Annotated in this window: 21 protein-coding genes; 11 read left to right on the top strand and 10 right to left on the bottom strand. The window is 58.1% G+C overall.

The annotated features are described in order from the left end of the window. Window positions 1–40: 40 nt before the first annotated feature. Window positions 41–2,455, bottom strand: coding sequence for a putative ABC transporter permease subunit YbbP (gene ybbP / locus ACSVHP_RS06930; RefSeq protein ID WP_447551385.1), 2,415 nt, complete (start codon window positions 2,453–2,455; stop codon window positions 41–43). Further along, window positions 2,452–3,138, bottom strand: a complete 687-nt coding sequence (ybbA, locus tag ACSVHP_RS06925) for a putative ABC transporter ATP-binding protein YbbA (RefSeq protein WP_234674908.1) — start codon at window positions 3,136–3,138, stop codon at window positions 2,452–2,454. Before ybbA ends, ybbP begins: the two co-directional genes overlap by 4 nt. Between ybbA and tesA the strand changes: the two genes are divergently transcribed. Genes tesA through ACSVHP_RS06910 form a run of 3 tightly spaced genes read left to right on the top strand, consistent with a single transcriptional unit; the run spans window position 3,106 to window position 5,445 of the window. Further along, window positions 3,106–3,741: a multifunctional acyl-CoA thioesterase I/protease I/lysophospholipase L1 gene (tesA, locus tag ACSVHP_RS06920; protein WP_234674907.1), complete on the top strand. Its 636-nt coding sequence runs from the start codon at window positions 3,106–3,108 to the stop codon at window positions 3,739–3,741. The genes ybbA and tesA overlap by 33 nt on opposite strands. Before the next feature lie 19 nt (window positions 3,742–3,760). Next, window positions 3,761–4,531 (top strand): SDR family oxidoreductase, encoded by a 771-nt coding sequence (locus tag ACSVHP_RS06915; protein WP_234674906.1) that lies wholly within the window; start codon window positions 3,761–3,763, stop codon window positions 4,529–4,531. 59 nt (window positions 4,532–4,590) lie between these two features. Further along, window positions 4,591–5,445 (top strand): tetratricopeptide repeat protein, encoded by an 855-nt coding sequence (locus ACSVHP_RS06910; protein ID WP_447551383.1) that lies wholly within the window; start codon window positions 4,591–4,593, stop codon window positions 5,443–5,445. A gap of 53 nt (window positions 5,446–5,498) precedes the next feature. On the opposite strand, the gene fetB is transcribed toward ACSVHP_RS06910, so the two are convergent. Together fetB and fetA are read right to left on the bottom strand one after the other, a co-directional pair. After that, window positions 5,499–6,281, bottom strand: coding sequence for an iron efflux ABC transporter permease subunit FetB (gene fetB / locus ACSVHP_RS06905; RefSeq protein ID WP_234674904.1), 783 nt, complete (start codon window positions 6,279–6,281; stop codon window positions 5,499–5,501). After that, complete coding sequence (gene fetA / locus ACSVHP_RS06900; RefSeq protein WP_447551382.1) at window positions 6,268–6,945, bottom strand: iron efflux ABC transporter ATP-binding subunit FetA; 678 nt, start codon at window positions 6,943–6,945, stop codon at window positions 6,268–6,270. The genes fetB and fetA overlap by 14 nt, the downstream gene beginning before the upstream one ends. Before the next feature lie 342 nt (window positions 6,946–7,287). On the opposite strand from fetA, the gene ACSVHP_RS06895 reads away from it, so the two are divergent. From ACSVHP_RS06895 to ACSVHP_RS06885, 3 genes are all read left to right on the top strand, one after another. Beyond that, on the top strand, window positions 7,288–8,142 hold the full coding sequence (locus ACSVHP_RS06895) for a hypothetical protein (protein ID WP_447551381.1): 855 nt from the start codon (window positions 7,288–7,290) through the stop codon (window positions 8,140–8,142). Between the two features lie 137 nt (window positions 8,143–8,279). Further along, window positions 8,280–9,194 (top strand): SPFH domain-containing protein, encoded by a 915-nt coding sequence (locus tag ACSVHP_RS06890; protein ID WP_234674901.1) that lies wholly within the window; start codon window positions 8,280–8,282, stop codon window positions 9,192–9,194. Then, complete coding sequence (locus ACSVHP_RS06885) at window positions 9,191–9,643, top strand: NfeD family protein (protein WP_417313464.1); 453 nt, start codon at window positions 9,191–9,193, stop codon at window positions 9,641–9,643. The genes ACSVHP_RS06890 and ACSVHP_RS06885 overlap by 4 nt, the downstream gene beginning before the upstream one ends. Here the strand turns inward: ACSVHP_RS06885 and cueR are convergent. Next, complete coding sequence (gene cueR / locus ACSVHP_RS06880; RefSeq protein ID WP_234674899.1) at window positions 9,640–10,050, bottom strand: Cu(I)-responsive transcriptional regulator; 411 nt, start codon at window positions 10,048–10,050, stop codon at window positions 9,640–9,642. The genes ACSVHP_RS06885 and cueR overlap by 4 nt on opposite strands. Before the next feature lie 107 nt (window positions 10,051–10,157). Here cueR and copA point away from each other — a divergent pair, with 107 nt between their 5' ends. The 3 genes from copA to ybaK all read left to right on the top strand — a co-directional run bounded on the left by copA (window position 10,158) and on the right by ybaK (window position 14,182). Continuing rightward, window positions 10,158–12,656 carry a copper-exporting P-type ATPase CopA gene (gene copA, locus ACSVHP_RS06875; protein ID WP_447551380.1) on the top strand — a complete coding sequence of 833 codons (2,499 nt, stop codon included), beginning with the start codon at window positions 10,158–10,160 and terminating at the stop codon, window positions 12,654–12,656. 50 nt (window positions 12,657–12,706) lie between these two features. Further along, window positions 12,707–13,501 (top strand): TraB/GumN family protein, encoded by a 795-nt coding sequence (locus ACSVHP_RS06870; RefSeq protein ID WP_447551379.1) that lies wholly within the window; start codon window positions 12,707–12,709, stop codon window positions 13,499–13,501. Between the two features lie 201 nt (window positions 13,502–13,702). Then, complete coding sequence (gene ybaK / locus ACSVHP_RS06865) at window positions 13,703–14,182, top strand: Cys-tRNA(Pro)/Cys-tRNA(Cys) deacylase YbaK (protein WP_447551377.1); 480 nt, start codon at window positions 13,703–13,705, stop codon at window positions 14,180–14,182. Window positions 14,183–14,725: 543 nt separating this feature from the next. On the opposite strand, the gene ushA is transcribed toward ybaK, so the two are convergent. Continuing rightward, window positions 14,726–16,378 (bottom strand): bifunctional UDP-sugar hydrolase/5'-nucleotidase UshA, encoded by a 1,653-nt coding sequence (gene ushA / locus ACSVHP_RS06860; protein ID WP_447551376.1) that lies wholly within the window; start codon window positions 16,376–16,378, stop codon window positions 14,726–14,728. Between the two features lie 163 nt (window positions 16,379–16,541). Here ushA and ACSVHP_RS06855 point away from each other — a divergent pair, with 163 nt between their 5' ends. Continuing rightward, window positions 16,542–17,750, top strand: a complete 1,209-nt coding sequence (locus ACSVHP_RS06855; protein ID WP_447551375.1) for an MFS transporter — start codon at window positions 16,542–16,544, stop codon at window positions 17,748–17,750. Window positions 17,751–17,981: 231 nt separating this feature from the next. Beyond that, window positions 17,982–19,658: a YbaL family putative K(+) efflux transporter gene (ybaL, locus tag ACSVHP_RS06850; protein WP_447551374.1), complete on the top strand. Its 1,677-nt coding sequence runs from the start codon at window positions 17,982–17,984 to the stop codon at window positions 19,656–19,658. A 183-nt stretch (window positions 19,659–19,841) separates the two neighbouring features. Here ybaL and ACSVHP_RS06845 read toward each other — a convergent pair whose 3' ends face one another. From ACSVHP_RS06845 to htpG, 4 genes are all read right to left on the bottom strand, one after another. Then, window positions 19,842–21,146 (bottom strand): inosine/guanosine kinase, encoded by a 1,305-nt coding sequence (locus tag ACSVHP_RS06845; RefSeq protein ID WP_234676514.1) that lies wholly within the window; start codon window positions 21,144–21,146, stop codon window positions 19,842–19,844. Between the two features lie 61 nt (window positions 21,147–21,207). Continuing rightward, window positions 21,208–22,170: a ferrochelatase gene (gene hemH / locus ACSVHP_RS06840; protein WP_447551373.1), complete on the bottom strand. Its 963-nt coding sequence runs from the start codon at window positions 22,168–22,170 to the stop codon at window positions 21,208–21,210. A gap of 124 nt (window positions 22,171–22,294) precedes the next feature. Next, the gene (gene adk / locus ACSVHP_RS06835; protein ID WP_014069168.1) at window positions 22,295–22,939 is read right to left on the bottom strand and encodes an adenylate kinase; all 645 of its coding nucleotides are present in this window, start codon (window positions 22,937–22,939) and stop codon (window positions 22,295–22,297) included. Between the two features lie 230 nt (window positions 22,940–23,169). Continuing rightward, window positions 23,170–25,044 (bottom strand): molecular chaperone HtpG, encoded by a 1,875-nt coding sequence (htpG, locus tag ACSVHP_RS06830; protein ID WP_447551370.1) that lies wholly within the window; start codon window positions 25,042–25,044, stop codon window positions 23,170–23,172. Between the last annotated feature and the right edge of the window lie 87 nt (window positions 25,045–25,131).

The raw sequence follows: 25,131 nt of genomic DNA, 5'->3' as shown, positions 1-25,131 counted from the left end.
ACCAGCATATAAACCGGTGCGTAATCATCACGGCATTGAACTAACTGACAAACTGACGGAACAGCGCTTTGCCTTTCAACAGGCGCGTCCCCAGCCAGCCGCCGCACAGGGAGAGCAGCACCGCGCCGCAGATTGGCAGCGTAATCCACAGACGCCAGTCAGGTTCCCACGGGAAGTCGAACACTCTGGTCTGTAACACCGCCAGCGCCGTTTCCGCGCCGATGGCCGCCACCAGCCCCGCCACCAGCCCGAGGAGGGCGAATTCACACCACAGCGTGGTGCGCAGCAGCCGCTTGCCCGCGCCGAGCGTGCGGTAAACCACCAGCTCCTGATGGCGCTGGCGCATCCCCACCTGCACCTGCGCCAGCAGCAACAGCACGCCGCAGATCGTTACCAGCACCACCATCACCTCCAGCGCCCGACTCACCTGCTCCAGCACCTGCCCGACCTGTTTGAGGATCGCGCCGATATCCAGCAGGCTGATGGTCGGGAACTCGCGGTTAAGCTGGGTCAGCATCCCGTTGCCTTTCTCCCAGCGGAAGCTGGTCAGCCAGCTCTGCGGCTGCCCGTCCAGCGCCCCCGTCGGGAAGATAAAGAAGAAGTTTGGCCGCAGGCTCTCCCAGTCAACCTTGCGCAGGCTGGTCACTTTAGCGCTGAAGTCCTGGGTATCGCCGGTAAAGGTCACGCTGTCTCCCAGTCCGATGTTCAGACGCTTCGCCAGCCCCTCCTCTATCGACACCTCTCCGGCCTTCGGCGGCCAGGTTCCGGCGACAATCGGATTGTGATCCGGGCGTTTATCCTGCCAGGTCAGGTTCAGCTCGCGGTTGAGCGACTCGTCTTTATTGCCCTCCGTCGACTGGCCGTTGATTTGCGTCAGACGGGCGCGGACGATCGGGTAAAACGACTCCGGCACGATGTGGTGCTCAGAGAGAAACGCTTTCAGCGGCGTCACCTGCTCCGGGGCGATGTTGATCAGGAAATAGTTCGGGCTTTCCGACGGCAGCTGCTGCTGCCAGCGGTCGAGCAGATCGCCGCGCAGCACCAGCAGCAGCGCCAGCAGCATAAACGACAGCGAGAACGCAGAAAGCTGGCTCAGCGTCGACCACGGCTGGCGCAGCAGACGGTTCACCGCCAGGCGCACCGGCAGCGATTTGACGGTGAGCGTTTTCAGCACGTTAAGCAGCAGCCAGCCCACTACGCCGCACAGCAGCGCCAGGACTACCGCCCCCGCCAGCACCGCCCACAGAAGCGTGCTGCCACCCATCAGCCAGGCAAGCAGCCCGACCGTGACCGCCACAATGGCGGGCAGGTAATATTTCAGCGGCCAGACGCTGGCAACCACGTCGCGACGCAGAACGCGCAGCGGCTGCGTGGCGAGCAGCAGGCGATAAGGGCGCAGCCCCACCAGCAGGGAAATCACCACCATCGCCCCTACCGCCCACAGCCACGGCCAGAGGCTCGCGGGTGGCAGCGCGGCGGGCAGCACCGGTTTTAGCAGCACCATCAGCGCCTTTTCAAACAGCAGCCCCATCGCGCCGCCGGTCGCCGCCGCCAGCGCCAGCACCATCAGCCACTGGCCGACAATCAGCTTGCGCAGCTGCGCCCTGCCCGCGCCGAGGGTTTTGAGGATAGCCACCAGATCGTAGCGGCTGCGGCAGTAGTGCCCCATCGCCACCGCGACGGCCGCCACGGCCAGCAGCAGGGTGAGCAGCGCCGAGAGCAGCAGGAACTGCTGGGAACGCTCAAGGGATTTGCCCAGCGCCCCTTCGTCCTGCTCCAGCCCGTACCAGCGATGCTCCGGTTTTAACTGCGGCAGCAGCCATTTCTCGTACGCGTCGAGCTGTGCGGGCGTGCCGCCAAACTTATAGCGCCAGGTCACGCGGCTGCCCGGCTGCACGGCGTTGGTTTTCGCCACGTCAGCGGTGTTCATCAGCAGGCGCGGCGCAAGCTGGAACGGGTTAAAGCCCGAGTCCGGCTCCTGCACCACCTCCCCTGCAATTTTGAGCGTGGCGTCCCCGACGTCAATGCTGTCGCCCGCTTTCAGGTTCAGCAGCGCCATCAGGCGCGGGGCGAGCAGCACCGTGCCGGGCTCGGGCTTCAGCCCCGGCGGGCTGGTTTGCAGCTCGCCGTACATCGGGTAGATATCATCCACGGCCTTCACGCTCGCCAGCTGCGGCGTGTCGGCGGCAAAGGTCATGGTCTGGAACGTAATCTGCTCCCCGACCTTCAGCCCCTGCTTGCGCGCCTCGTCAATCCAGGCGGCGGGCACGGTACGCGAGCTTTGCAGCGCCCGGTCACCGGCCATAAATTCACGGCTTTGCTGGCTTAAGCCTTTCTCCATGCGATCGCTGATGCTGCCGAGCGCCAGCACGCAGGCCACCGCGAGGCTTAGCGCCAGCCAGACGATCAGCAGCGAAGGCGAGCGCCATTCGCGCCAGAACCAGCGGGCTATCATGCTTCCTCCTGGAGCAGGCCGTTCACCAGACGCAGGCGGCGGTCGCAGCGGGCGGCAAGCTGCGGATCGTGCGTCACCAGAATCAGCGTGGTGCCGTGCTCGCGGTTAAGCGAGAACAGCAGATCGGCGATCTTGTCCCCGGTCTGGCGATCGAGGTTGCCGGTCGGTTCATCGGCAAACAGCACCTCCGGGCGGCCGTTGAACGCGCGCGCCAGCGCCACGCGCTGCTGCTCGCCGCCGGAAAGCTGCGCCGGGAGATGGTCAAGGCGCTTGCCCAGCCCGAGCTGTTCCAGCAGCGCTTTGGCATGTTCCCGGCTTTCGCGGGTATTTTCCCCGCGCAGCAGGCCGGGCAGCTCGACGTTTTCCAGCGCATTAAGCGTAGGAATGAGCATGAAGGACTGAAAAACAAAGCCGATATGTCTGGCGCGCAGGGCGGCGCGCGCCTCTTCGTCCAGCGCGTGCAGCGGCTTGCCGACAAGATTCACCTCGCCGCTGCTGCCGTCATCCAGCCCGGCTAAAATCGCCAGCAGCGTGGATTTACCGGAACCCGACTCGCCGATCAGCGCAATGCTTTCAGCGCGTTTGACAACCAGTTCAACTCCGGTGAGGATGGACAGCTGGTGTTCCCCCTGACCCACGGACTTCTTAAGATGATGAACTTCAACAATGTTTTCCGCTGGCATTTGCCCTTCCTTTTTTTGATTCTGATGACCTTCCGCGCGGCAGCGGCGGATACGTTACTGGTTCTGGGCGACAGCCTGAGCGCGGGTTATCGCATGGCGGCCACCGCCGCGTGGCCTGCGCTGCTCAACGATAAATGGCAGGCCAAAACGACCGTTATCAACGCCAGCATCAGCGGCGATACCTCGCAGCAGGGTCTGTCGCGCCTGCCTGCCCTGCTCAAACAGCATCAGCCGCGCTGGGTGCTGGTGGAGCTGGGCGGTAACGACGGGTTACGCGGCTTCCAGCCTCAGCAAACGGAGCAAACGCTGCGCACCATTTTGCAGGACATCAAGGCCGCCAACGCCAAACCGCTGCTGATGCAAATTCGTCTGCCTGCCAACTACGGTCGTCGGTATAATGAAGCCTTTAGCGCGATTTACCCTAAGCTTGCCAAAGAGTTTGATATTCCGCTGCTGCCATTTTTCATGGAAGAGGTCTATCTCAAACCCCAGTGGATGCAGGACGACGGTATTCACCCCAATCGCGATGCGCAGCCGTTTATTGCCGACTGGATGGCAACGCGGCTGGCTCCTTTAGTTAAACACGACTCGTCAAACAGCTGAGATCCTGACAGGTAAAGTTATGCAAAAATCGGTCTTAATAACAGGATGTTCCAGCGGAATTGGCCTTGAAAGCGCCCTTGAGTTAAAACGGCAGGGATTTTGGGTTCTGGCGGCCTGCCGCAAACCCGAAGACGTCGAGCGCATGAACGGGATGGGTTTTACCGGCGTGCAGCTGGATCTGGACTCCCCCGAAAGCGTAGAGCAAGCGGCTGATAAGGTCATCGCTCTGACCGACAACCGTTTATACGGTCTTTTCAACAATGCGGGCTACGGCGTTTACGGCCCGCTGCAAACCCTCTCCCGCGACCAGCTGGAGCAGCAGTTCTCGTCCAATTTCTTCGGCGTGCATCAGCTCACCATGCGCTTACTGCCCGCCATGCTCCCTCACGGCGAGGGGCGGATCGTGATGACCTCGTCCGTGATGGGGCTTATCTCCACGCCGGGCCGTGGCGCCTATGCCGCCAGCAAATATGCGCTGGAAGCCTGGTCCGACGCCCTGCGCATGGAGCTGCGCCACAGCGGGATCAACGTCAGCCTGATTGAGCCTGGCCCAATCCGCACCCGTTTCACCGAGAATGTTAACCAGACGCAGGCGGATAAACCGGTTGAAAATCCCGGCATTGCCGCACGTTTTACCCTCGGTCCGGAAGCGGTTGTCGCCAAAGTGCGCCATGCTTTTGAAAGCGATCGTCCGAAAATGCGTTATCCGGTCACGCTGGTGACTCACGCGGTAGGCTGGCTGAAACGCCTGCTGCCTGGCCGGATGATGGACAAAATTTTGCAGGGTTGAGTTGAAGCCTCGCGGCTTGTCCCCCATGTAAGAACAAACTGATAAACAGAGAATGACGTATGTCCGCACAGAATATCGTAAACATTACTGAAGCTAACCTGCATCAGACCCTCGAACAGTCGATGACCAAACCGGTGCTGTTCTACTTCTGGTCTGAACGCAGCCAACACTGCCAGCAGCTGACGCCGGTTCTGGAAAGCCTTGCCGCGCAGTACAACGGTCAGTTCATTCTGGCGAAGCTGGACTGCGACGCCGAGCCGATGGTGGCCTCTCAGTTTGGCCTGCGCGCGATCCCAACGGTCTATCTGTTCCAGAACGGTCAGCCCGTTGATGGCTTCCAGGGTCCGCAGCCGGAAGAGGCCGTTCGCGCCCTGCTGGATAAGGTGCTGCCGCGCGAAGAGGAGCTGAAAGCGCAGGAGGCCGCGGCGCTAATGCAGGAAGGCAAATACGAAGAGGCGCTTCCGCTGCTGAAAGACGCCTGGCAGCTGTCAAACCAGGACAGCCAAATTGGCCTACTGCTGGCGGAAACCCAGATCGCCCTGCACCGTCCGGACGACGCGGAAGCGGTGCTGAAAACCGTGCCGATGCAGGATCAGGACACCCGCTATCAGGGACTGGTAGCGCAGATTGAGCTGCTGAAGCAGGCGGCGGATACGCCGGAAATCCAGCAGTTGCAGCAGCAGGTGGCCGATAACCCGGACGACGCGGCGCTTGCCAGCCAGCTGGCTTTACAGCTGCATCAGGTGGGCCGTAACGAAGAGGCGCTGGAGCTGCTGTTCAGCCATCTGAAGAAGGATTTAACCGCCGCCGACGGCCAGGCGCGCAAGATGTTCCAGGAAATTCTTGCGGCTCTGGGGACGGGTGATGCGCTGGCGTCGAAGTACCGTCGTCAGCTGTACGCGCTGTTGTATTGATAAAAAAGCCCGGTGGCGCTTGCGCTTACCGGGCCTACAAAACCTACTTCACTTCATTTCGTTTGTTTCAACTGCGTCACCACCAGCTGATGGCGGGAATTGTAGAACTTCCGATAGGTCAAATAGCAGGCAATAATGGTCGACAGGCTCGCCGTTGAGAGCAGCATAAAGGTCACCATAATCTGATACTTAATCGCTTTAACCGGATCGATCCCCGCAAAAATCAGCCCCGACATCATTCCCGGCAGGCTTACCAGCCCGACCGTTTTCGCCGAATCCACCGTTGGGATCAGCGAAGAGCGAATGCTCTCGCGGATAAGCCGGGCTGAGGCCATCTTCGGCGTGGCGCCCAGGCTGAGCTTCTCCTGGATCTGCTGCTGTTCGCTGCTAAAGCGCTGGCCGAGATTGTTGTAGCACAGCCCGACCGCCACCATCGCGTTCCCGGCGATCATCCCGGAAATCGGGATTACCTGCATCGGCGCGAACTCAATAGAGCCAGAAAGTACCAGCACGGTAAGCGTGAGCGCCGTACCGGTGGTAATGGCGATAAACGACGAGATAAACGCCTTATCGATGTACTTACTGCGCTTTTGCGCGTTCCAGGCGGCGTTGAAGCAGATAAACAGAACCATCAGCAGCGTTAACACCGCGTGGTTGACGTTGAAAATGTACTTCAGCACGTAGCCGACAATAATGAGCTGAACCACCGCCCGGCAGATGCTCCAGACGATATCCTTCTCCAGCCCCAGCTTTTCGCGGTAGCTGATCAGAATCGCCACCAGCACCAGCACCATTGAAAACGCCAGCGATTCGTTGGTGATGTTATGCCCGTCCACGGTCTGCCTCCTGCATTTTTCCGCCCTGCACCTGAAGCCTGATGACGTCATCCGCATGGCTAATTTCGTTTGAATCGTGCGTCACCCACAGCACGGCAATATTTTGCTCGCGCGCGTAGCGGTGAATTATCTCGTTCACGTTCTGCTTGTTGTGCTCGTCCAGCGCGCTGGTGACTTCGTCCAGCAGCAGAACCTTCGGTAAAAACTGAAGGTTTCGGATCAGGGAAACGCGCTGCTTTTCGCCGCCGGACAGCTCGTTAACGGCTTTGGTAAGCGTCTCCTGAGAGAGCCCAAAGCGGGCCAGGTCGTCGATAAACTTCTCAGGCTCCGGGGTTTTCTGGCGGATCTGCCAGGGAAAAATAAGGTTGTCGTAGACCGTGTTGCCGAACAGCGAAGGCGTTTGCACCGAATACGAGACCTGCTGGCGATAGCGCTCCGGTGAAAGCGCGCTGACGTCCTCGCCCTCAAACAGCACGCAACCCTCCGTTGGGCTAAGCAGCGAGGCCACTATCTTAAGTAACGTGCTCTTGCCACAGCCTGACGGGCCGGTGATCAGCTTGAACTCACCCGGCGAAAGGCAAAAGTTAACGTGTTCAAGGATCCTGTTTTCGCCAACGCGATAGCCTACATCCTTGATATGCAAAATAATGTTTTTATCACTCATCGTATTTCCATTCACTGCATCCCAGAAGCGCTATTATGCGCGCGGCTTATTGAATAAGTCCTCAATATCTGCGGCTTATCTTTTTACGTTTCTTCCATCAGACTTACTTAAGTGTTTAACGTTAACGCCATCAAAACACTCAAAAGACACATAGTGTTTAAAAATATTAGTCTTCATGATGTCAACAAGGTTTGACATGTTGACATTAAAAAGTAACGTATTTCTTCCATTTGTGATCTCGCCGGTTTTCTCGCCACGGGGGCGCATGGCCTCAGACAGTGAGTAGTGTTAGAATTTTTCGCCAGCAATATGTCATTCTTATAACTATAGGAAGTATGCAACATGACACATATATTTTATGAGTTCCCTTCCCTTAAGCCAGGCGTTCCTGATGTAGAAACATTAATGGAAGTCATCAAAACCTCGGAACTCACACGTTTTGTCATCGGTGCAGAAGTCGTCGATTTTGTGAAGAAAGCGCTTATCGTCAATACCACTATTGGCAGTTTTAAAAATTGCTATTTCGCCTTTAATAATGGTTCTGAGTTCCTTGAATTTGATGGTAAAGGGAAATCCAGACGCTTCACCGAGGTGCCCGCCTGGTTTGTGTCTCCGGCCGAGTTTTCCCGCACCCAGTGGCTTATCAACCATGACCTCGCGGATGTAAAAGCGACCCAGTTTATTGATGTGCTTCTCTCCTACCCGCTTAAAGAACGTCGCGCCCACTGTAATTTGCTGTTCGGGCTGGAGCTGGAGAAGTTCAATGCGGTGCCGTCACCGGCCTACACCACCAGTAAAATCGGCAACAAGAACGGCAAAACCACCAAACCGCGCGTGACCGACCTCGGATCCTTCGAGCTGTTCAGCCAGTTCTTCGATCGCATGAAAACCGCCGTTTTCGCCGACGAGTTCCCGACCCTGCAAGTCCTGACCGGGATCGATAATCTGGCCAAAGCGCCGAACAACTTAAAGCAGGGGATCCGAACCTGGTTTAAAGCCATTGCAGGCGATCTCCCGCCAAACAACAAACGCGTAGAAGCGGGGAACGCGGTGCTGTTCTGCGCACCTATTCGCGAGCAGATCCAGCAGATCGAGGCCATCGGGCTGGAAAATTATTATCAGGGACTTTCCCGGGCCATCGCCGAGGCGGGTGACGGGTTCATTACCGATTTCAGCTATACCCATTCCGAAGCGTAACCCCCACGCCCTGCTCATCGGGCGGGGCTGTCCGTTTTCCCACCTCTTTACAGGGGCGAATTTCTGAGCGATAGCCGATATACTTACGGCTAACACTCCCGCAGTTTCTCTTTGCAGCATTCAAAACAGGAGGTTTTATGCTCATCGTTATTCCTGTCCTTATCTTCGTCGCGCTGGTTATCGTTGGCGCGGGCGTCAAAATTGTTCCGCAGGGCTATCAGTGGACCGTCGAACGCTTTGGCCGCTACACCAAAACGCTTCAGCCTGGCCTGAGCCTTATCGTCCCCTTCATGGACCGGATTGGTCGTAAAATCAACATGATGGAGCAGGTGCTGGATATTCCTTCCCAGGAAGTGATCTCCAAGGACAACGCCAACGTCACCATCGATGCGGTCTGTTTTATTCAGGTGATCGACGCGCCAAAGGCCGCCTATGAGGTCAGCAACCTCGAACTCGCTATCGTAAACCTCACGATGACAAATATTCGAACGGTCCTCGGCTCAATGGAACTGGACGAGATGCTTTCACAGCGCGACAGCATCAACACCCGCCTGCTGCACATCGTCGATCAGGCGACGAACCCGTGGGGGATCAAAGTCACCCGTATTGAGATCCGCGACGTGCGCCCACCGGCGGAGCTGATCGCCTCCATGAACGCCCAGATGAAAGCCGAGCGTACCAAGCGCGCCTATATTCTTGAGGCCGAAGGCGTGCGTCAGGCGGAGATCCTGAAGGCCGAAGGGGAAAAACAGTCGCAGATCCTCAAAGCCGAGGGGGAGCGCCAGTCTGCCTTCCTGCAAGCCGAAGCGCGTGAACGTTCGGCAGAGGCGGAAGCCCGCGCGACCCAGATGGTGTCCGAAGCGATTGCCGCCGGGGATATTCAGGCCGTGAACTACTTCGTCGCGCAGAAATATACCGATGCCCTGAAAGAGATCGGCTCTGCGAACAACAGCAAAGTGGTGATGATGCCGCTCGATGCCAGCAGCCTGATGGGGTCGATTGCCGGTATCTCTGAACTGATCAAAGACAGCGGAAACGAGCGCAGAAAATGATTGAACTCATCGTCGCACATCCTCATGCCTTCTGGCTGAGTCTTGGCGGCCTGCTGCTGGCCGCCGAGATGCTCGGCGGCAACGGCTATTTGCTCTGGAGCGGCGTCGCGGCAGTGTTAACCGGGCTGCTCGTCTGGCTGCTGCCCCTCGACTGGGCATGGCAGGGAGCGATGTTTGCGGTGCTGACGCTGGTGGCCGCGTGGCTGTGGTGGCGCTGGCTGAACCGCCAGGTGAAAGAGCAAAAACCCGCCGACGCGTATCTTAACCAGCGCGGGCAGCAGATTATCGGTAAGCACTTTACGCTGGATACTACGCTGGTTAACGGGCGCGGCCACATGCGCGTGGGGGACAGCTCCTGGCCGGTAGTCGCAGACGATGACCTCAGCGCGGGGACGCGGGTAGAGGTCATTGCGGTAGAGGGGATCACCCTGCGGGTGAAAGCCCGTTAAGCGTGGGCCTTGCGGTGGCAGCAGCCGGAAAGATTGTCGATAATCGGGCAGTCGGCGCTGTCATCGCCCGGACAGGACGCCGCCAGGGACAGCAGCTGGGTGCGCATCTCCTGTAGCTCGGCAATGTGGCGTTCGATTTCCGCCACCTTTTCCAGCGTGCGTTTTTTTACGTCCGCGCTGTGGCGCTTCGGATCGTTAAACAGCTGCACCAGCTCGCCGCACTCTTCCAGATTAAACCCCACCTGCCGGGCCTGGCGCAGCAGCGTCAGCTCGTCGAGATGCAGCTGCGTATAGCTGCGGTAGCCGTTTTCACTGCGCAGCGGCGGCGTGACCAGCCCCTTCTCTTCGTAAAAGCGAATCGCTTTGCTGGTTAATCCGGTTTTTTTCGCAACGTCACTGATATTCACATTTCCCCCTTGACCTTCCCCTTGATGGAAGGTTTAACCTTTATAACAGTTAGCGAAAAGCGTTAAAAAGGTCAATAACTGACCAGTCATTATACGGGAGTTTTATTATGTCTCACACCATTGATCTGACGCTGGACGGCCTCTCCTGCGGCCACTGCGTCAAACGCGTTAAAGAAAGTCTGGAACAGCGTCCTGACGTTGAAAGCGCGGACGTGACGATCGATCACGCTGCGGTAATCGGTAGCGCCAGCGCCGACGCGCTGATCGAGACCATTAAACAGGCCGGTTACGGGGCGGAGCTAAGCCACCCAAAGGCTAAACCGCTGGCAGAGTCATCACTCCCGTCGGAAGCACTGACAGCGGCCACTCCTGAGCTTCCGGTAGCTGATGATATTGATGACAGCCAACAGCTGCTGATCAACGGCATGAGCTGCGCCAGCTGCGTTTCCCGGGTACAAAACGCCTTGCAGGCGGTGCCGGGTGTCGCGCAGGCACGGGTCAATCTTGCGGAGCGTACTGCGCTGGTGATGGGCAGTGCCTCCACCGCAGATTTAGTGCAGGCGGTAGAAAAAGCGGGCTACGGCGCAGAGGCCATCGAGGATGACGCCAAACGCCGCGAGCGCCAGCAGGAAACCGCCATCGCCACCATGAAACGCTTCCGCTGGCAGGCGATTGTCGCGCTGCTGGTGGGGATCCCGGTGATGGTCTGGGGAATGATCGGCGACAACATGATGGTCACCGACGATAACCGTTCCCTGTGGCTGGCGATCGGGCTGATTACCCTCGCCGTGATGGTCTTCGCGGGCGGTCACTTCTATACCAGCGCCTGGAAAAGTTTGAAAAACCGCACCGCGACGATGGATACGCTGGTTGCCCTCGGTACGGGCGCGGCGTGGCTCTACTCCATGAGCGTCAACGTCTGGCCGCAGTGGTTCCCGATGGAGGCGCGCCACCTTTATTACGAAGCCAGCGCGATGATTATCGGTCTGATTAACCTCGGCCATATGCTTGAAGCGCGGGCGCGTCAGCGCTCCTCGAAGGCGCTGGAAAGATTGCTCGATTTAACCCCGCCGACGGCGCGCGTCGTCACGGATGCAGGAGAAAAGAGCGTCCCGCTGGCTGACGTGCAGCCGGGCATGACGCTGCGCCTGACCACCGGGGATCGCGTCCCGGTTGACGGTGAAATCACCCAGGGAGAAGCCTGGCTGGATGAAGCCATGCTTACCGGGGAGCCGGTTCCGCAGCAGAAATCCACAGGCGATGCGGTTCACGCCGGGACGGTCGTGCAAGACGGGAGCGTGCTGTTTCGCGCCAGCGCCGTCGGCAGCCACACCACGCTGTCGCGCATTATTCGCATGGTGCGCCAGGCGCAGAGCAGCAAGCCGGAAATCGGCCAGCTCGCCGATAAAATCTCCGCCATTTTCGTGCCGGTGGTGGTGGGTATTGCCCTGCTGAGCGCCGCTATCTGGTACGTCTTTGGCCCGGCACCGCAGATTGTGTACACCCTGGTGATTGCCACCACGGTGCTGATTATCGCCTGCCCTTGCGCGCTGGGTCTGGCAACGCCGATGTCGATTATTTCCGGCGTCGGTCGCGCCGCCGAATTTGGCGTACTGGTTCGTGACGCCGACGCCCTGCAACGCGCAAGCACCCTCGATACGCTGGTATTTGATAAAACCGGCACGCTGACCGAAGGGAAACCGCAGGTCGTGGCGATCACCACCGCAGGCATTAGCGAAGCCGGCGCATTGCGCCTCGCCGCCGCGCTGGAGCAGGGTTCCAGCCACCCGCTGGCGCGCGCCATTCTGGATAAAGCGGCAGAGCCTTCGCTGCCGCAGGTCAATAATTTCCGCACCCTGCGCGGGCTGGGGGTAAGCGGTGACGTGGACAATCACGCGCTGCTGCTCGGCAACCAGGCACTGCTGCACGAGAACGGTATTGAGACCGCCGCGCTTGACGATGCGCTGAAAGCGCAGGCCTCACGGGGCGCAACGCCGGTGCTGCTGGCCGTTGACGGTAAAGCCGCCGCGCTGTTTGCCGTTCGCGACCCGCTGCGTCAGGACAGCGTCGAGGCGCTACAGCGTCTGCACCGCGCGGGCTATCGTCTGGTAATGCTGACCGGGGATAACCCGACCACCGCCAACGCTATCGCGAAAGAGGCGGGTATTGATGAGGTGATTGCGGGCGTGCTGCCGGACGGCAAAGCCGATGCCATCAAAAAGCTGCAAGGCCAGGGACGTCAGGTGGCGATGGTCGGTGACGGCATTAACGATGCCCCGGCGCTGGCGCAGGCGGACGTGGGGATTGCGATGGGCGGCGGCAGCGATGTCGCCATTGAAACCGCCGCCATTACCCTGATGCGCCACAGCCTGATGGGGGTAGCCGACGCGCTGTCTATCGCGAAAGCGACGTTGCGCAACATGAAGCAAAACCTGCTCGGGGCCTTTGTCTATAACTCTCTCGGCATTCCGATTGCCGCCGGGATTTTATGGCCGCTGACCGGCACGCTGCTGAACCCGGTGGTGGCGGGTGCGGCGATGGCGCTCTCCTCCATCACCGTGGTGAGCAACGCCAACCGCCTGCTGCGGTTTAAACCGAAAGATTGAACCTTGTACTCGTACGCGCTAGCATGAACCTTTCCGTTTATGGAGCGCGTATGAGCCTGTTTAATCGTATAAAAACCTCGTTTCGCGCCCTGTTTCCCCGTCGCTACGCCTGGCCCGGCATCGATATTTCACTGCCCGGCGGGCAGCATCTGCATCTGGTCGGCAGCATCCATATGGGCACCTCCGGGATGTCGCCTCTCCCGCCCGCTCTGCTCAACCTGTTGCGCAAAGCCGATGCGCTGGTGGTCGAAGCGGATATTTCCGGCAGCGAATCTCCCTTTGCCGGGCTGGACATTCCTCCCCCGCTGAATGAACGCCTGAGCGAAGACCAGCTTGCCGGGCTGACCCGCGCGGCGGACGAGCTCGGTTTATCCCTGTCGATGCTGGAAACCCAGCCCCTGTGGCAAATTGCGATGGTGCTCCAGGCGACCCAGGCGCAGCGTCTGGGCCTGCGCGGGGAATACGGCATTGATTACCAGTTGCTCAACGTCGCCCGCGCGCAGGATCTGCCGATTATCGAGCTTGAAGGGGCGGACAGTCAGGTTGATTTGCTGCGCCAGCTTCCGGACGATGGCCTGCTGCTGCTGGACGACACCCTGACGCACTGGCATACCAACGCGCGGTTATTGCAGGTAATGGTGGGCTGGTGGCTGGAGTCGCCACCTGCGGATGATAAGCCCGTGCTGCCCGCCACCTTCAGCCAGTCGCTGTACGATGTGCTGATGAACGAGCGTAACCGGGCCTGGCGAGAAACGCTGTATGCCCTGCCCGCCGGGCGCTACGTGGTGGCCGTCGGGGCGCTGCATTTGTACGGAGAAGGAAATTTGCCGTCGTTGCTGAAATAAAAAAAATGGCCAATATCTCTATTGGCCCGTCAAAGAGGAATTTCATCGTTTTTATTATGCCGAAGGAGACCTTCGGTTGAGCCGATTGTCGCTCAAAGTGACCATCACTGCCAACACTATATGCGCAAGATGGTGCTATTTTTTAGACAAACGTCAGGCGTATGCTTTACGCATAAATCGTCTGTCGTAAGAAGGATAGGTATGACTCCCGCCGTTAAATTACTCGAAAAAAACAAAATCACCTTCCGGATCCACACTTACGATCACGATCCAAATGAAACCAATTTTGGCGACGAAGTGGTGCGCAAGCTGGGGCTGAACGCCGACCAGGTCTACAAGACGCTGCTGGTCGCGGTGAACGGGGATATGAAGCACCTCGCCGTTGCGGTCACCCCCGTTGCCGGGCAGCTCGATCTGAAGAAGGTCGCTAAAGCATTAGGGGCGAAAAAGGTTGATATGGCCGACCCGATGGTTGCGCAACGCACGACCGGGTATCTGGTGGGCGGGATCAGCCCGCTGGGACAGAAAAAGCGCCTGCCAACGCTGATTGACGCCCCTTCGCAGGAATTTAGCACCATCTTTATCTCCGGCGGCAAGCGCGGGCTGGATATCGAACTGGCGGCGGCAGATCTGGCGAAAATGCTGGATGCGAAATTTGCGGATATCGCGCGTCGGGAGTAAAAAAAGCCGGGTGGCGGCTACGAGGTAAAAGCAAAACGGTAACAGGCGTTACCGTTTTTTGTGTTTGCGCCCTCTCCCGGTGGGAGAGGGTTCCTCAGTAATTTTTCTCATAAAGCGATGAGAATAATTTCATATAGATAACAGCGTTACAGCAACACCCTGGTCCGGCTGTAAATCGCCGAAGCGTTTCCGTAATGCCGGGGCGAGGCGCATGGACGCGCCGAGAGGGCATAGCCTGCATGGATGCAGGCTGGTGCCCGACCCGATAGCATGAAGGAATAAGCTGAGGGTACCGCGAAGCGGCGATTTTCTTGCCGGGAGCCCGGGTTGCCAGGGGGGCGGCGGCGAGCCCCCATGGCACGTTCACAAGTAGTGTGGTGACAGAGAAGCAAGGAACCCAAGGTGAACGGAATGACCAACAGAGCCGTATGTTCCCCCTCACCCTAACCCTCTCCCAAGGGGAGAGGGAATGGTTTAGCGCCTACATTTGGTGGGGAAGCCCTGTGGGAGAGGGCCAGGGTGAGGGCATCAGGCCGCACAACACTACTGCCAGCTCACCTCACCTTTCGGTTCGTACGCATTCACGTCAATCGGCGAGTTCTGCTGAATAAACTGCTTCAACACCTCCGCATCGATAAAGCCGGTATTCACGTAGCCCGGTTTGTCATCGATATGGGGATACCCGTCGCCGCCGGTGGCGTTAAAGCTTAGGGTCGCCATACGGTAGGTCTTCACAGGATCGACCGGCTCACCTTTGATTTTCAAATCGTTAAGCTTGCCCTCTTTGGCCACAAAGCTGACGTTGGCAAACTGCGGATAGGCGCCGGAGTCCGGCTTCATCTGCGCCACGGCGGTCAGATAATCAATCACCTCTTTGCCGCTCATGTCGGCATAGACCACCACGTTGCCAAACGGCTGCACCTTCAGCACGTCTTTATAGGTGATGTTGCCGCCTTCGATGGAGTCACGAATACCGCCGCCGCTCATCACGCCGAAATCGGCCCCGGTGCGCGCGATTTGCGCCGCCAGGATCAGGTGACCCATGTTGGTCTGCACGAAGCGGACTTTGCTGCGATCCCCTTCCAGACGACCGTTAAGCGTGCCGATTTTCACGTCCAGCTGCGCTTTGCCTTTGTTCTGGAACGGCGTCAGCAGGGAGAGCATCTGCGGGTTCTCGGCGATTTCCGGTGTATAGAGCACGCGCTCGCTCTTCCCGTCCTGATAGGTCACTTTCTTCTTCAGGTTCACCGGGATAAGCTGGTAGTGCACCATCTTCATCTCGCCGTTGCGGAATTCGAAGTCCGCACGCCCCACGTATTTGCCCCACTCGTGCGCCTGAACGATCCAGATACCGTTCTGACGGTCCGGTGCGCACGGCGTGCCCGGCACGTAATCCACCTGCTTTTTATTCTCGGAGGCCATGCAGACCGGATCCTGCGAGTGACCACCCACAATCATTGCCAGCGAGCCAGCGGGCAGGCTGCGCGCCATCTCCACGTCGCCCGGCGCGTTCGAGCCGTGGTTGCCGTTATCGTAGTGCCCCATATGGGTAGTCGCGATAATCACGTCCGGCTTTTCGTTCATCTGCAATTCCTGGATAACCAGCTTCGCCTCGTCGGCCGGTTTGCGGAATTCGATGTCGGTAAAATATTCGGGATTGCCGATCTTCGCCGTGTCGTCGGTGGTGAGACCGATAACCGCGATTTTCAGATCCTGACGCTTAAACAGCGCGTAGGGTTTGAACAGGCGCTCGCCGGTGCTTTTCTGGTAAATATTGGCAGAGAGGAACGGGAATTTAGACCACTTCTCCTGCTGGCGCAGCACGCTCAGCGGGTTATCAAACTCGTGGTTGCCGACCGCCATCGCGTCATAGCCAATCAGGTTCATGCCGCGAAAATCGGGCTCGGCATCCTGTAAATCAGACTCCGGCACACCGGTGTTAATATCACCGCCCGACAGCAGCAGCACGCTGCCGCCTTCGGCTGCCACCTCTTTGCGAATGCCGTCCACCAGCGTTTTTTGCGCAGACAGGCCATACTCGCCGTATTCACTGCGCCAGAAATGGCCGTGGTGATCGTTGGTATGCAGGATCGTGATTTTATAGGTTTTATCTTTTTCGTATGCCTGCGCCGGCAGGCTTGTCAGCCCCCATGCGGCAAGCAGCGCCAGCGCAACGGCACGCTTCATTAACTTCATCTCTTCTCTCCCTGACCCATAGATAAACGCAAAAATTACAGTGACTCACAAGAATAGACAAATATGTTTTCAGAATTGCGACTTTCTTCAAATGTCGCGGGCGGGTATGTTAGTCGGATAATAATTACACCCTGCATCTCTAATAACAATTAACGTGGTATTTATGGCAATCAGTGAATCAACCCAGCCCGCGCCGGGCGCTGCGGCGTCGCGCACGTCTTTCAAAGTATTAGGCGCAATCAGCCTCTCGCATCTGCTCAACGATATGATTCAGTCATTAATTCTGGCTATCTATCCGCTGTTGCAGTCCGAGTTTTCATTAACCTTCGTCCAGATCGGTATGATCACCCTGACCTTCCAGCTGGCCTCGTCGCTGCTACAGCCGGTCGTAGGCTACTGGACGGATAAATATCCGATGCCGTGGTCGCTGCCGATTGGCATGTGCTTCACCCTGAGCGGTCTTGTTTTGCTGGCGATGGCGGGCAGCTTCGAAGCCGTTCTTATTGCCGCCGCGCTGGTGGGTACGGGTTCGTCGGTATTCCATCCGGAGTCGTCACGCGTGGCGCGAATGGCGTCCGGCGGCCGTCACGGGCTGGCGCAGTCCCTGTTCCAGGTGGGCGGTAACTTCGGCAGCTCCCTCGGCCCGCTGCTGGCGGCGGTGATCATCGCTCCTTACGGCAAGGGCAACGTGGCGTGGTTCGTCCTGGCGGCGCTGCTGGCGATTGTGGTGCTGGCGCAGATCAGCCGCTGGTACGCCGCGCAGCATCGCGTTAATAAGGGCAAACCGGTCGTGAAAGTGGTGAATCCGCTACCGCGCAATAAGGTCGTGCTGGCGGTATCGGTCCTGCTGGTGCTGATTTTCTCGAAATACTTCTATATGGCGAGCATCAGCAGCTATTACACCTTTTATCTGATGCAAAAGTTCGGATTATCGGTGCAAAACGCCCAGTTCCACCTGTTTGCCTTCCTGTTTGCCGTTGCTGCCGGGACGGTGATTGGCGGGCCTGTGGGCGATAAGATTGGGCGCAAATACGTGATTTGGGGCTCTATCCTCGGCGTCGCGCCGTTTACGCTTGTTTTACCCTACGCCAGCCTGGAATGGACCGGGATTTTAACCGTGATCATTGGCTTTATCCTCGCGTCGGCCTTCTCTGCGATATTGGTCTACGCGCAGGAGCTGCTGCCGGGGCGTATCGGCATGGTTTCTGGCCTGTTCTTTGGCTTCGCGTTTGGCATGGGTGGCTTAGGGGCCGCCGTGCTGGGTATGGTTGCCGATCACACCAGTATCTTCCTGGTCTATAAAATCTGCGCTTTCCTGCCTCTTTTAGGGATGTTGACCATATTCCTGCCTGACAACCGTCACAAAGCGTAATTTTTCGGTCGCCAAAGTTTTACTTTGGCGACCAAACTGCCTGATGCCGTAAGGCTTTTTCCTCTTTCCCCCCTCTGAATTTATCAAAATCTGCTTTTTTTCACGCTTATTGCTGTTTTATTCAAATTTCAACAATTGTTCATAAACATAACGATAAAAATTGTCATAAACTATTACTAGCCCTTTTGGTATTTACGCCAGATATGGATCACCCAAACGAAAGGAGAACGAATGCATCACGCCACACCGCTTATCACCACCATTGTTGGTGGTCTTGTGCTCGCCTTTATCCTCGGCATGATTGCCAATAAACTGCGTATTTCTCCTCTTGTGGGCTATTTGTTAGCGGGCGTGCTGGCGGGGCCGTTTACGCCAGGTTTTGTGGCGGATACCAAACTGGCACCTGAACTGGCGGAGCTGGGCGTGATTTTGCTGATGTTCGGCGTGGGTCTGCACTTCTCACTGAAGGATTTGATGGCGGTAAAGAATATCGCCATACCCGGCGCTATCGCCCAGATAGGGGTGGCGACGCTGCTGGGGATGGCGCTTTCGGCCCTGCTTGGCTGGTCTTTGATGACCGGTATCGTGTTTGGTCTGTGTCTTTCCACCGCCAGCACCGTGGTGCTGCTGCGCGCGCTTGAGGAGAGGCAGCTCATTGACAGCCAGCGCGGGCAAATCGCAATTGGCTGGCTGATTGTTGAAGATCTGGTGATGGTGCTGACGCTGGTGCTGCTGCCTGCCGTTGCCGGGATGATGGAAAAAGATAACATCGGCTTTGCCTCGCTGGCGCTGGATATGAGCATCACCATCGGCAAGGTAGTGGCGTTTATCGCCATCATGATGCTGGTGGGGCGTCGACTGGTGCCGTGGATCATGTCCCGCAGCGCCGCTACCGGCTCCCGCGAGCTGTTTACGCTCTCGGTTCTTGCGCTGGCGCTGGGCATCGCCTTCGGGGCGGTTGAGCTGTTCGATGTCTCCTTCGCCCTCGGCGCGTTCTTCGCCGGGATGGTGCTGAACGAATCCGAGCTGAGCCACCGCGCCGCTCACGATACCCTGCCGCTGCGCGACGCGTTCGCCGTGCTGTTCTTTGTCTCCGTCGGCATGCTGTTTGACCCGATGATCCTCGTAGAGCAGCCGCTGGCCGTGCTGGGGACGCTGGCAATTATCATCTTCGGCAAGTCGGTGGCGGCCTTCTTCCTGGTGCGCATGTTTGGCCACTCGCCGCGTACCGCCCTGACGATTGCCGCCAGCCTTGCGCAGATCGGTGAGTTTGCCTTTATCCTCGCGGGCCTCGGCATGGCGCTGAACCTGCTGCCGCAGACCGGACAGAATCTGGTGCTGGCCGGGGCGATCCTCTCCATCATGCTGAACCCGGTGCTGTTCGCCCTGCTGGAAAAATACCTCGAAAAAACCGAAACCCTCGAAGAGCAGACGCTGGAAGAGGCGATTGAAGAAGAGAAGCAGATCCCGGTAGATATTTGTAACCACGCGCTGCTGGTGGGCTTTGGCCGCGTCGGCAGCCTGCTGGGCGAAAAATTGATGGCGCAGGGCATTCCGCTGGTGGTGATTGAAACGTCCCGCACCCGCGTCGACGAGCTGCGCGCCCGTGGGATCCGCGCGGTGCTGGGCAATGCGGCTAACGAAGAGATCATGAATCTGGCGCATCTGGACTGCGCCCGCTGGCTGCTGCTGACCATCCCGAACGGCTACGAGGCCGGGGAAATTGTCGCTTCTGCCCGCGAGAAGTGCCCGACCATTGAGATTATCGCCCGCGCGCATTACGACGACGAGGTTGAGTATATTACCGAGCGCGGTGCGAATCAGGTGGTGATGGGCGAGCGTGAGATTGCGAATACGATGCTGACGCTGCTGGAGAAGCCGCCGGTTGGTGAGGTGGTGACGGGTTAGCCTGTGCGGTCTGATGCCCTCACCCTGGCACTCTCCCACAGGGAGAGGGAACAAACATTAAAAACGGCAACCGAAGTTGCCGTTTTGCTTTTACCTTGTGCGGTCTGATGCCCTCACCCTGGCCCTCTCCCACAGGGAGAGGGAACAAACATTAAAAACGGCAACCACGTTGCCGTTTTGCTTTTACCTGTCCCAGTACGCCTCTTCGAGGCTGTCTTCCCTTTCCGGCAGGCCGCGCGTTAAGCGCGGAGAGTGCTGGTTCAGCACCTGATAACTCACGCGGTTCGCGTATTTACACACCTGCGCCAGCGACGAATAGGTCAGCCAGCTGAATTTGTGCTTGCTGGAGTTCGGCACGTTGGTTTTGTGATAGGCGTTAGCGGTGATGTCGTGCAGCAGCGCCGCCAGCGCGCCATCGCCCGCGCCGTTGGTGTTCATGATCTTCTCAGGCCCGCCCATGTATGGGGCGATGTGCGAGTAGATGCGCAGCGGATGCTCGCAATCTTTATGGCGCATCGCGCGGCTGAACTCGTACTGGTTGAACTCGGCAATCGCTCCCGGCAGCAGCGGGTGCTGGGTTTTACGCTTGCTCTCTTCCTCAGTGAAGCCCGCCATGTACAGACCGACCGGCCCGGCGGTACAGAGCACCAGATCCACCCAGTCCAGCGCTTTATCTGAGGCCAGCAGCGGATCGCTTTCGCCGGTTAAGGCTTCGGCCTCTTCTTCGTTCATCGCCAGAATCGAGACATGCTCTTTCAGGAACGCCTGCCACCACTCCGGGTTATCGGCAATCACAAACTTGGTGCCGAGCGTCAGCACCACCGGCACGTTGTATTTCTTAGCGTATTCCACCGCCTTCATAGTGGCTTCGGGCATCGGCTCGCCGGGCTTGCAGCGCACCAGATAGGAGGTCAACACCAGGGCAGACGCCCCCGCGATCACCGCTTCCGGAATGCTCTCGGCGCGCAGCTTATTCATATGGCCCGGGCTGATGGCAAAGGTGCGCTCGCCGGAGTCGCTGATCAGCGTGAAGCAGCGGCCAATTGGGCCATCGACGCCTTGCAGGTAGTTGAGATCGGTACGGCTGGAGGTATTGCACAGATAGCGGTAGGCATAGCCGCCGATTTCGATGTTGCTGCACATCACGCCGAGCAGCACGGAACGGTCGTCGGCCAGCACGGAGTAGTTGTGCATGGTGTTGCCGATGGTGCCGCCCGCAAACTGGTGGGTGATGAGATTTTCGCGTACCAGCTCCTGATACAGCGCTTCGGCGACGTCGTCTTCAATCACCAGCGAGTGCCCGGCGCTCAGACCGTAGCGCGCGACAAACGCATCATCCACTTTCGCTTCGATATCCACCAGCGTCTGATCGATACCCACTACCCAGGCGGCGCTGGTTTCGTTTACCGGCTGAATTTGTTGCAGCAGCGGATCGCGGGCGTTGACGGGAAAGTAGTGTTTAGATTTGCGTTTACCGGGAAATTTCATGGTCTGAGCTTTGCAAGAATATGGGCCGGGAATGGTAGCACAAACCCGGCCATAAGCGCGATCAGCGGCTGTTCTTCACCAGCGACGCCATCATCTCGATATGCTCAGGGGAGTCGTTAAGCGCAGGAATGTATTCGTACTTTCCCCCGCCCGCTTCCAGGAAGAACTCTTTGTTTTGCACGGCGATCTCTTCCAGCGTTTCAAGACAGTCCGCCGAGAAGCCCGGCGACATCACCTGAATGTGCTTGATGCCTTTTTCGCCCAGCATTTTGAGCGTTTCATCGGTGTAGGGCGTGAGCCACGGCTCGCGGCCAAAGCGCGACTGGAAGGTCATCATCACCTTTTCAGGCGGCAGGCCAAGGGCGGAGACCAGCTCGCGGGTAGTATCGCGACAGCGCTGCGGATAGTCGTCCCCTTCGTCGGCGAAACGCTGAGGAATGCCGTGATAGGAGAGCAGGAGCAGGTCCGGCTCGCCGTGTTTTTCAAACGACGCGCGGGCGCTGCTGGCGAGGGCGTTGATATACAGTTCGTTATCGGCGTAATCGCGAATAAAGGTGATGGCCGGAATACGGCGACGCGTCGCCATGATCCGCGCCAGCTCGTCCCAGACGGCGGCAACCGTCGAGCAGGAGTACTGCGGATAGAGCGCCAGCACGACGATATGCTCAACGCCCTGCGAAAGCAGTACGTCCACCGCGCTGGCAAGGGAAGGTTTGCCGTAGCTCATCCCCAGCGCAACGGGCATATCCGGCAGGCGGGCGGCCAGCGCTTTTTCCTGACGACGGCTGTAAACCATCAGCGGAGAGCCTTCTTCCATCCAGACGGACTGATACAGTTTTGCCACGCGCGGGGCGCGGATCGGCAGAATGACGCCGCGCAGCAGCGGCCACCACAGCAATCTTGGGGTATCCACAACGCGGGTATCGCTTAAAAACTGCCGCAGATAGCGTTTTACCGCTTCAGGGGTGGGTGCTTCTGGGGTGCCCAGATTGGCAAGCAAGATGCCGGTTTTCGCCTGACTCATTCACGCCTCTTAACCATTTGAATGGTTGTCAATTGTAGCGGAAATGCGGTTAAACGAAACCAATTACAGCGAAAGGAAAATGAGAAATTTTCTCACCCGGAGAACCCGGGTGAGAACGGTGCTATTAGCCGAGGATTTTTTCCAGCTCTGCACGGACGTCAGCCACGGCCTGGGTGCCGTCGACTTTCGCGTATTTGGTGTTACCCGCCTGCGCTTCTTTAGAGTAGTAGCCGATCAGCGGTGCGGTCATCTGATGGTATTCCACCAGGCGCTTACGCACGGTCTCTTCCTGATCGTCTTTACGGGTGGTCAGCTCTTCGCCGGTCACGTCGTCTTTGCCTTCAACCTTAGGCGGGTTGAATTTGATGTGGTAAACGCGGCCTGATGCAGCGTGAACGCGACGGCCAACGATACGGTCAACGATCAGCTCGTCTGGTACATCAAATTCCAGAACGTAGTCAACGTTGATGCCCGCTTCTTTCATGGCGTCAGCCTGAGGGATGGTGCGTGGGAAGCCGTCCAGCAGGAAACCGTTGCGGCAGTCTTCCTGAGCAATACGCTCTTTCACCAGCGCGATAACCAGTTCGTCGGTTACCAGCTTGCCCGCGTCCATAATGTCTTTAGCCTGTTTACCCAGCTCGGAGCCAGATTTAACTGCGGCACGCAGCATGTCACCGGTAGAGATTTGCGGAATACCGTATTTCTCCATGATGAACTGAGCCTGAGTTCCTTTACCCGCGCCCGGAGCGCCAAGCAGAATAATACGCATTGCGAAAATCCCCTCAAAAGTTGGTTCAATTTTTCAAAAGCGCTAAACAATACCATCAGAACGGACGTGGCTCAAGGAAGGCGCGGAAGCTGAAACGGTTAATGGAGGGAGATAATTTGGGAGGGTGCTGTCTGATGTCCCCTCACCCTAACCCTCTCCCCACGGGGGAGAGGGAATTTGAACACCCTCTCCCCCGTGGGGAGAGGGCAGGGTGAGGGGCAGGTGTTTCATTACGCCAGCAGCAGCGCATTCACACGTTTAATGAACAGGTTAGGATCTTCCAGCGTGCCGCGCTCGGCCAGCAGGGACTGATCCAGCAGCAGCTCGACCCACTCGGCGAAGCGGGTTTCGTCCTGGGTATCCGCCGCGCGTTTCACCAGCGGGTGATCCGGGTTCAGCTCGAAGATGTATTTCACTTCCGGTACCGCCTGGCCCGCCGCGGCGAACAGCTTCGCCATCTGGGTGCCCATTTCGTCGGCGTCGGTGGTGACAATCGCCGGGGTGTCGGTCAGACGGTGGGTGAAGCGTACCTCTTTCACACGGTCGCCCAGCAGAGTTTTGACGCGCTCAACGAACGGCTCCAGCGCTTTTTCAGCTTCTTTCGCGCTTTCGTCCACCTCGTCGGCCAGCTTGTCGATAGACTCGTCGGCTTTGGCAACGGACTGGAAAGTTTTACCGTCGAACTCGGTCAGGTAGTTCATCATCCACTCATCGATGCGGTCAGAAAGCAGCAGCACTTCGATGCCCTTCTTGCGCAGCAGCTCCAGGTGCGGGCTGCTCTTCGCCGCCGCGTAGCTGTCGGCGGTGATGTAGTAAATCTTCTCCTGACCCTCTTTCATGCGGGAGATGTACTCTTCCAGCGACACGTTCTGCTCGGAAGAGTCATTATGCGTAGAGGCGAAGCGCAGCAGTTTGGCGATCGTTTCCACGTTCGCCGTGTCTTCCGCCGGGCCTTCTTTCAGCACCAGGCCGAACTGTTTCCAGAAGGTCAGATATTTTTCCGCGTCGTCTTTCGCCAGTTTCTCCAGCATCTGCAAGGTACGCTTGGTCAACGCGTTACGCAGGTTGCGGGTCACGGTGCTGTCCTGGAGGATTTCACGGGACACGTTCAGCGGCAGATCGTTGGAGTCGATCAGCCCGCGGGTAAAGCGCAGGTAGTTCGGCATGAACTGTTCGGCTTCATCCATGATGAACACGCGCTGCACGTACAGCTTCAGGCCGTGCTTGTGATCGCGGTTCCACATATCCCACGGCGCCTGCGCCGGGATGTACAGCAGGCTGGTGTACTCCTGCTTACCTTCCACGCGGTTGTGGCTCCAGGTCAGCGGATCGGTAAAGTCGTGGGCGATGTGCTTGTAGAATTCGTTGTATTCTTCGTCTTTAATTTCAGACTTGTTACGCGTCCACAGCGCCTGCGCCTTGTTGATTTTCTCCCAGGAGATGACGGTTTCGCCGTCTTTTTCTTCCTGTTTTTCAATTTCAACCGGCAGCGCGATGTGGTCGGAATATTTGCTGATGATGGAGCGCACGCGCCAGTCGTTGAGGAAATCGTCTTCGCCTTCGCGCAGATGCAGGGTAATTTCGGTTCCGCGATCCGCTTTGGTGATATCTGCAACGGTGTATTCGCCTTCGCCCTGAGATTCCCAGAATACGCCGCTCTCCGCGCTCTCGCCCGCCGCGCGGGTACGGACGGTCACTTTGTCCGCCACGATAAACGCCGAGTAGAAGCCCACGCCGAACTGACCGATCAGCTGGCTGTCTTTCGCCTGGTCAGAACCCATCGATTGCAGGAACGCTTTGGTGCCGGATTTGGCGATGGTGCCCAGGTGATCGATCACCTCGTCGCGGGTCATCCCGATGCCGTTATCGGCAATGGTCAGGGTGCGGTCTTCTTTGTTAAAGGAGACACGCACGCGCAGATCGCCGTCGCCTTCGTACAGATCCGGGTTAGACAGCGCGCGGAAACGCAGCTTGTCCGCCGCATCGGAGGCGTTGGAAATCAGCTCGCGCAGAAAGATTTCTTTATTGGAATAAAGGGAATGGATCATCAGGTGCAGAAGCTGTTTTACTTCTGACTGGAAACCACGGGTTTCTTGTCCTTTCATCTATTTCGACCTCAACAATGCCATTTAATGGGGTTTTAAAAACGTTGAGTGTGAGATGGGGATAAGCGGGGAAAATTTCAAGCGGAG

The organism is Enterobacter sp. 186315, from assembly GCF_053290175.1.
Note: the sequence above shows the minus strand (reverse complement) of the source record. Positions and strands in the feature narration are given on the sequence as shown.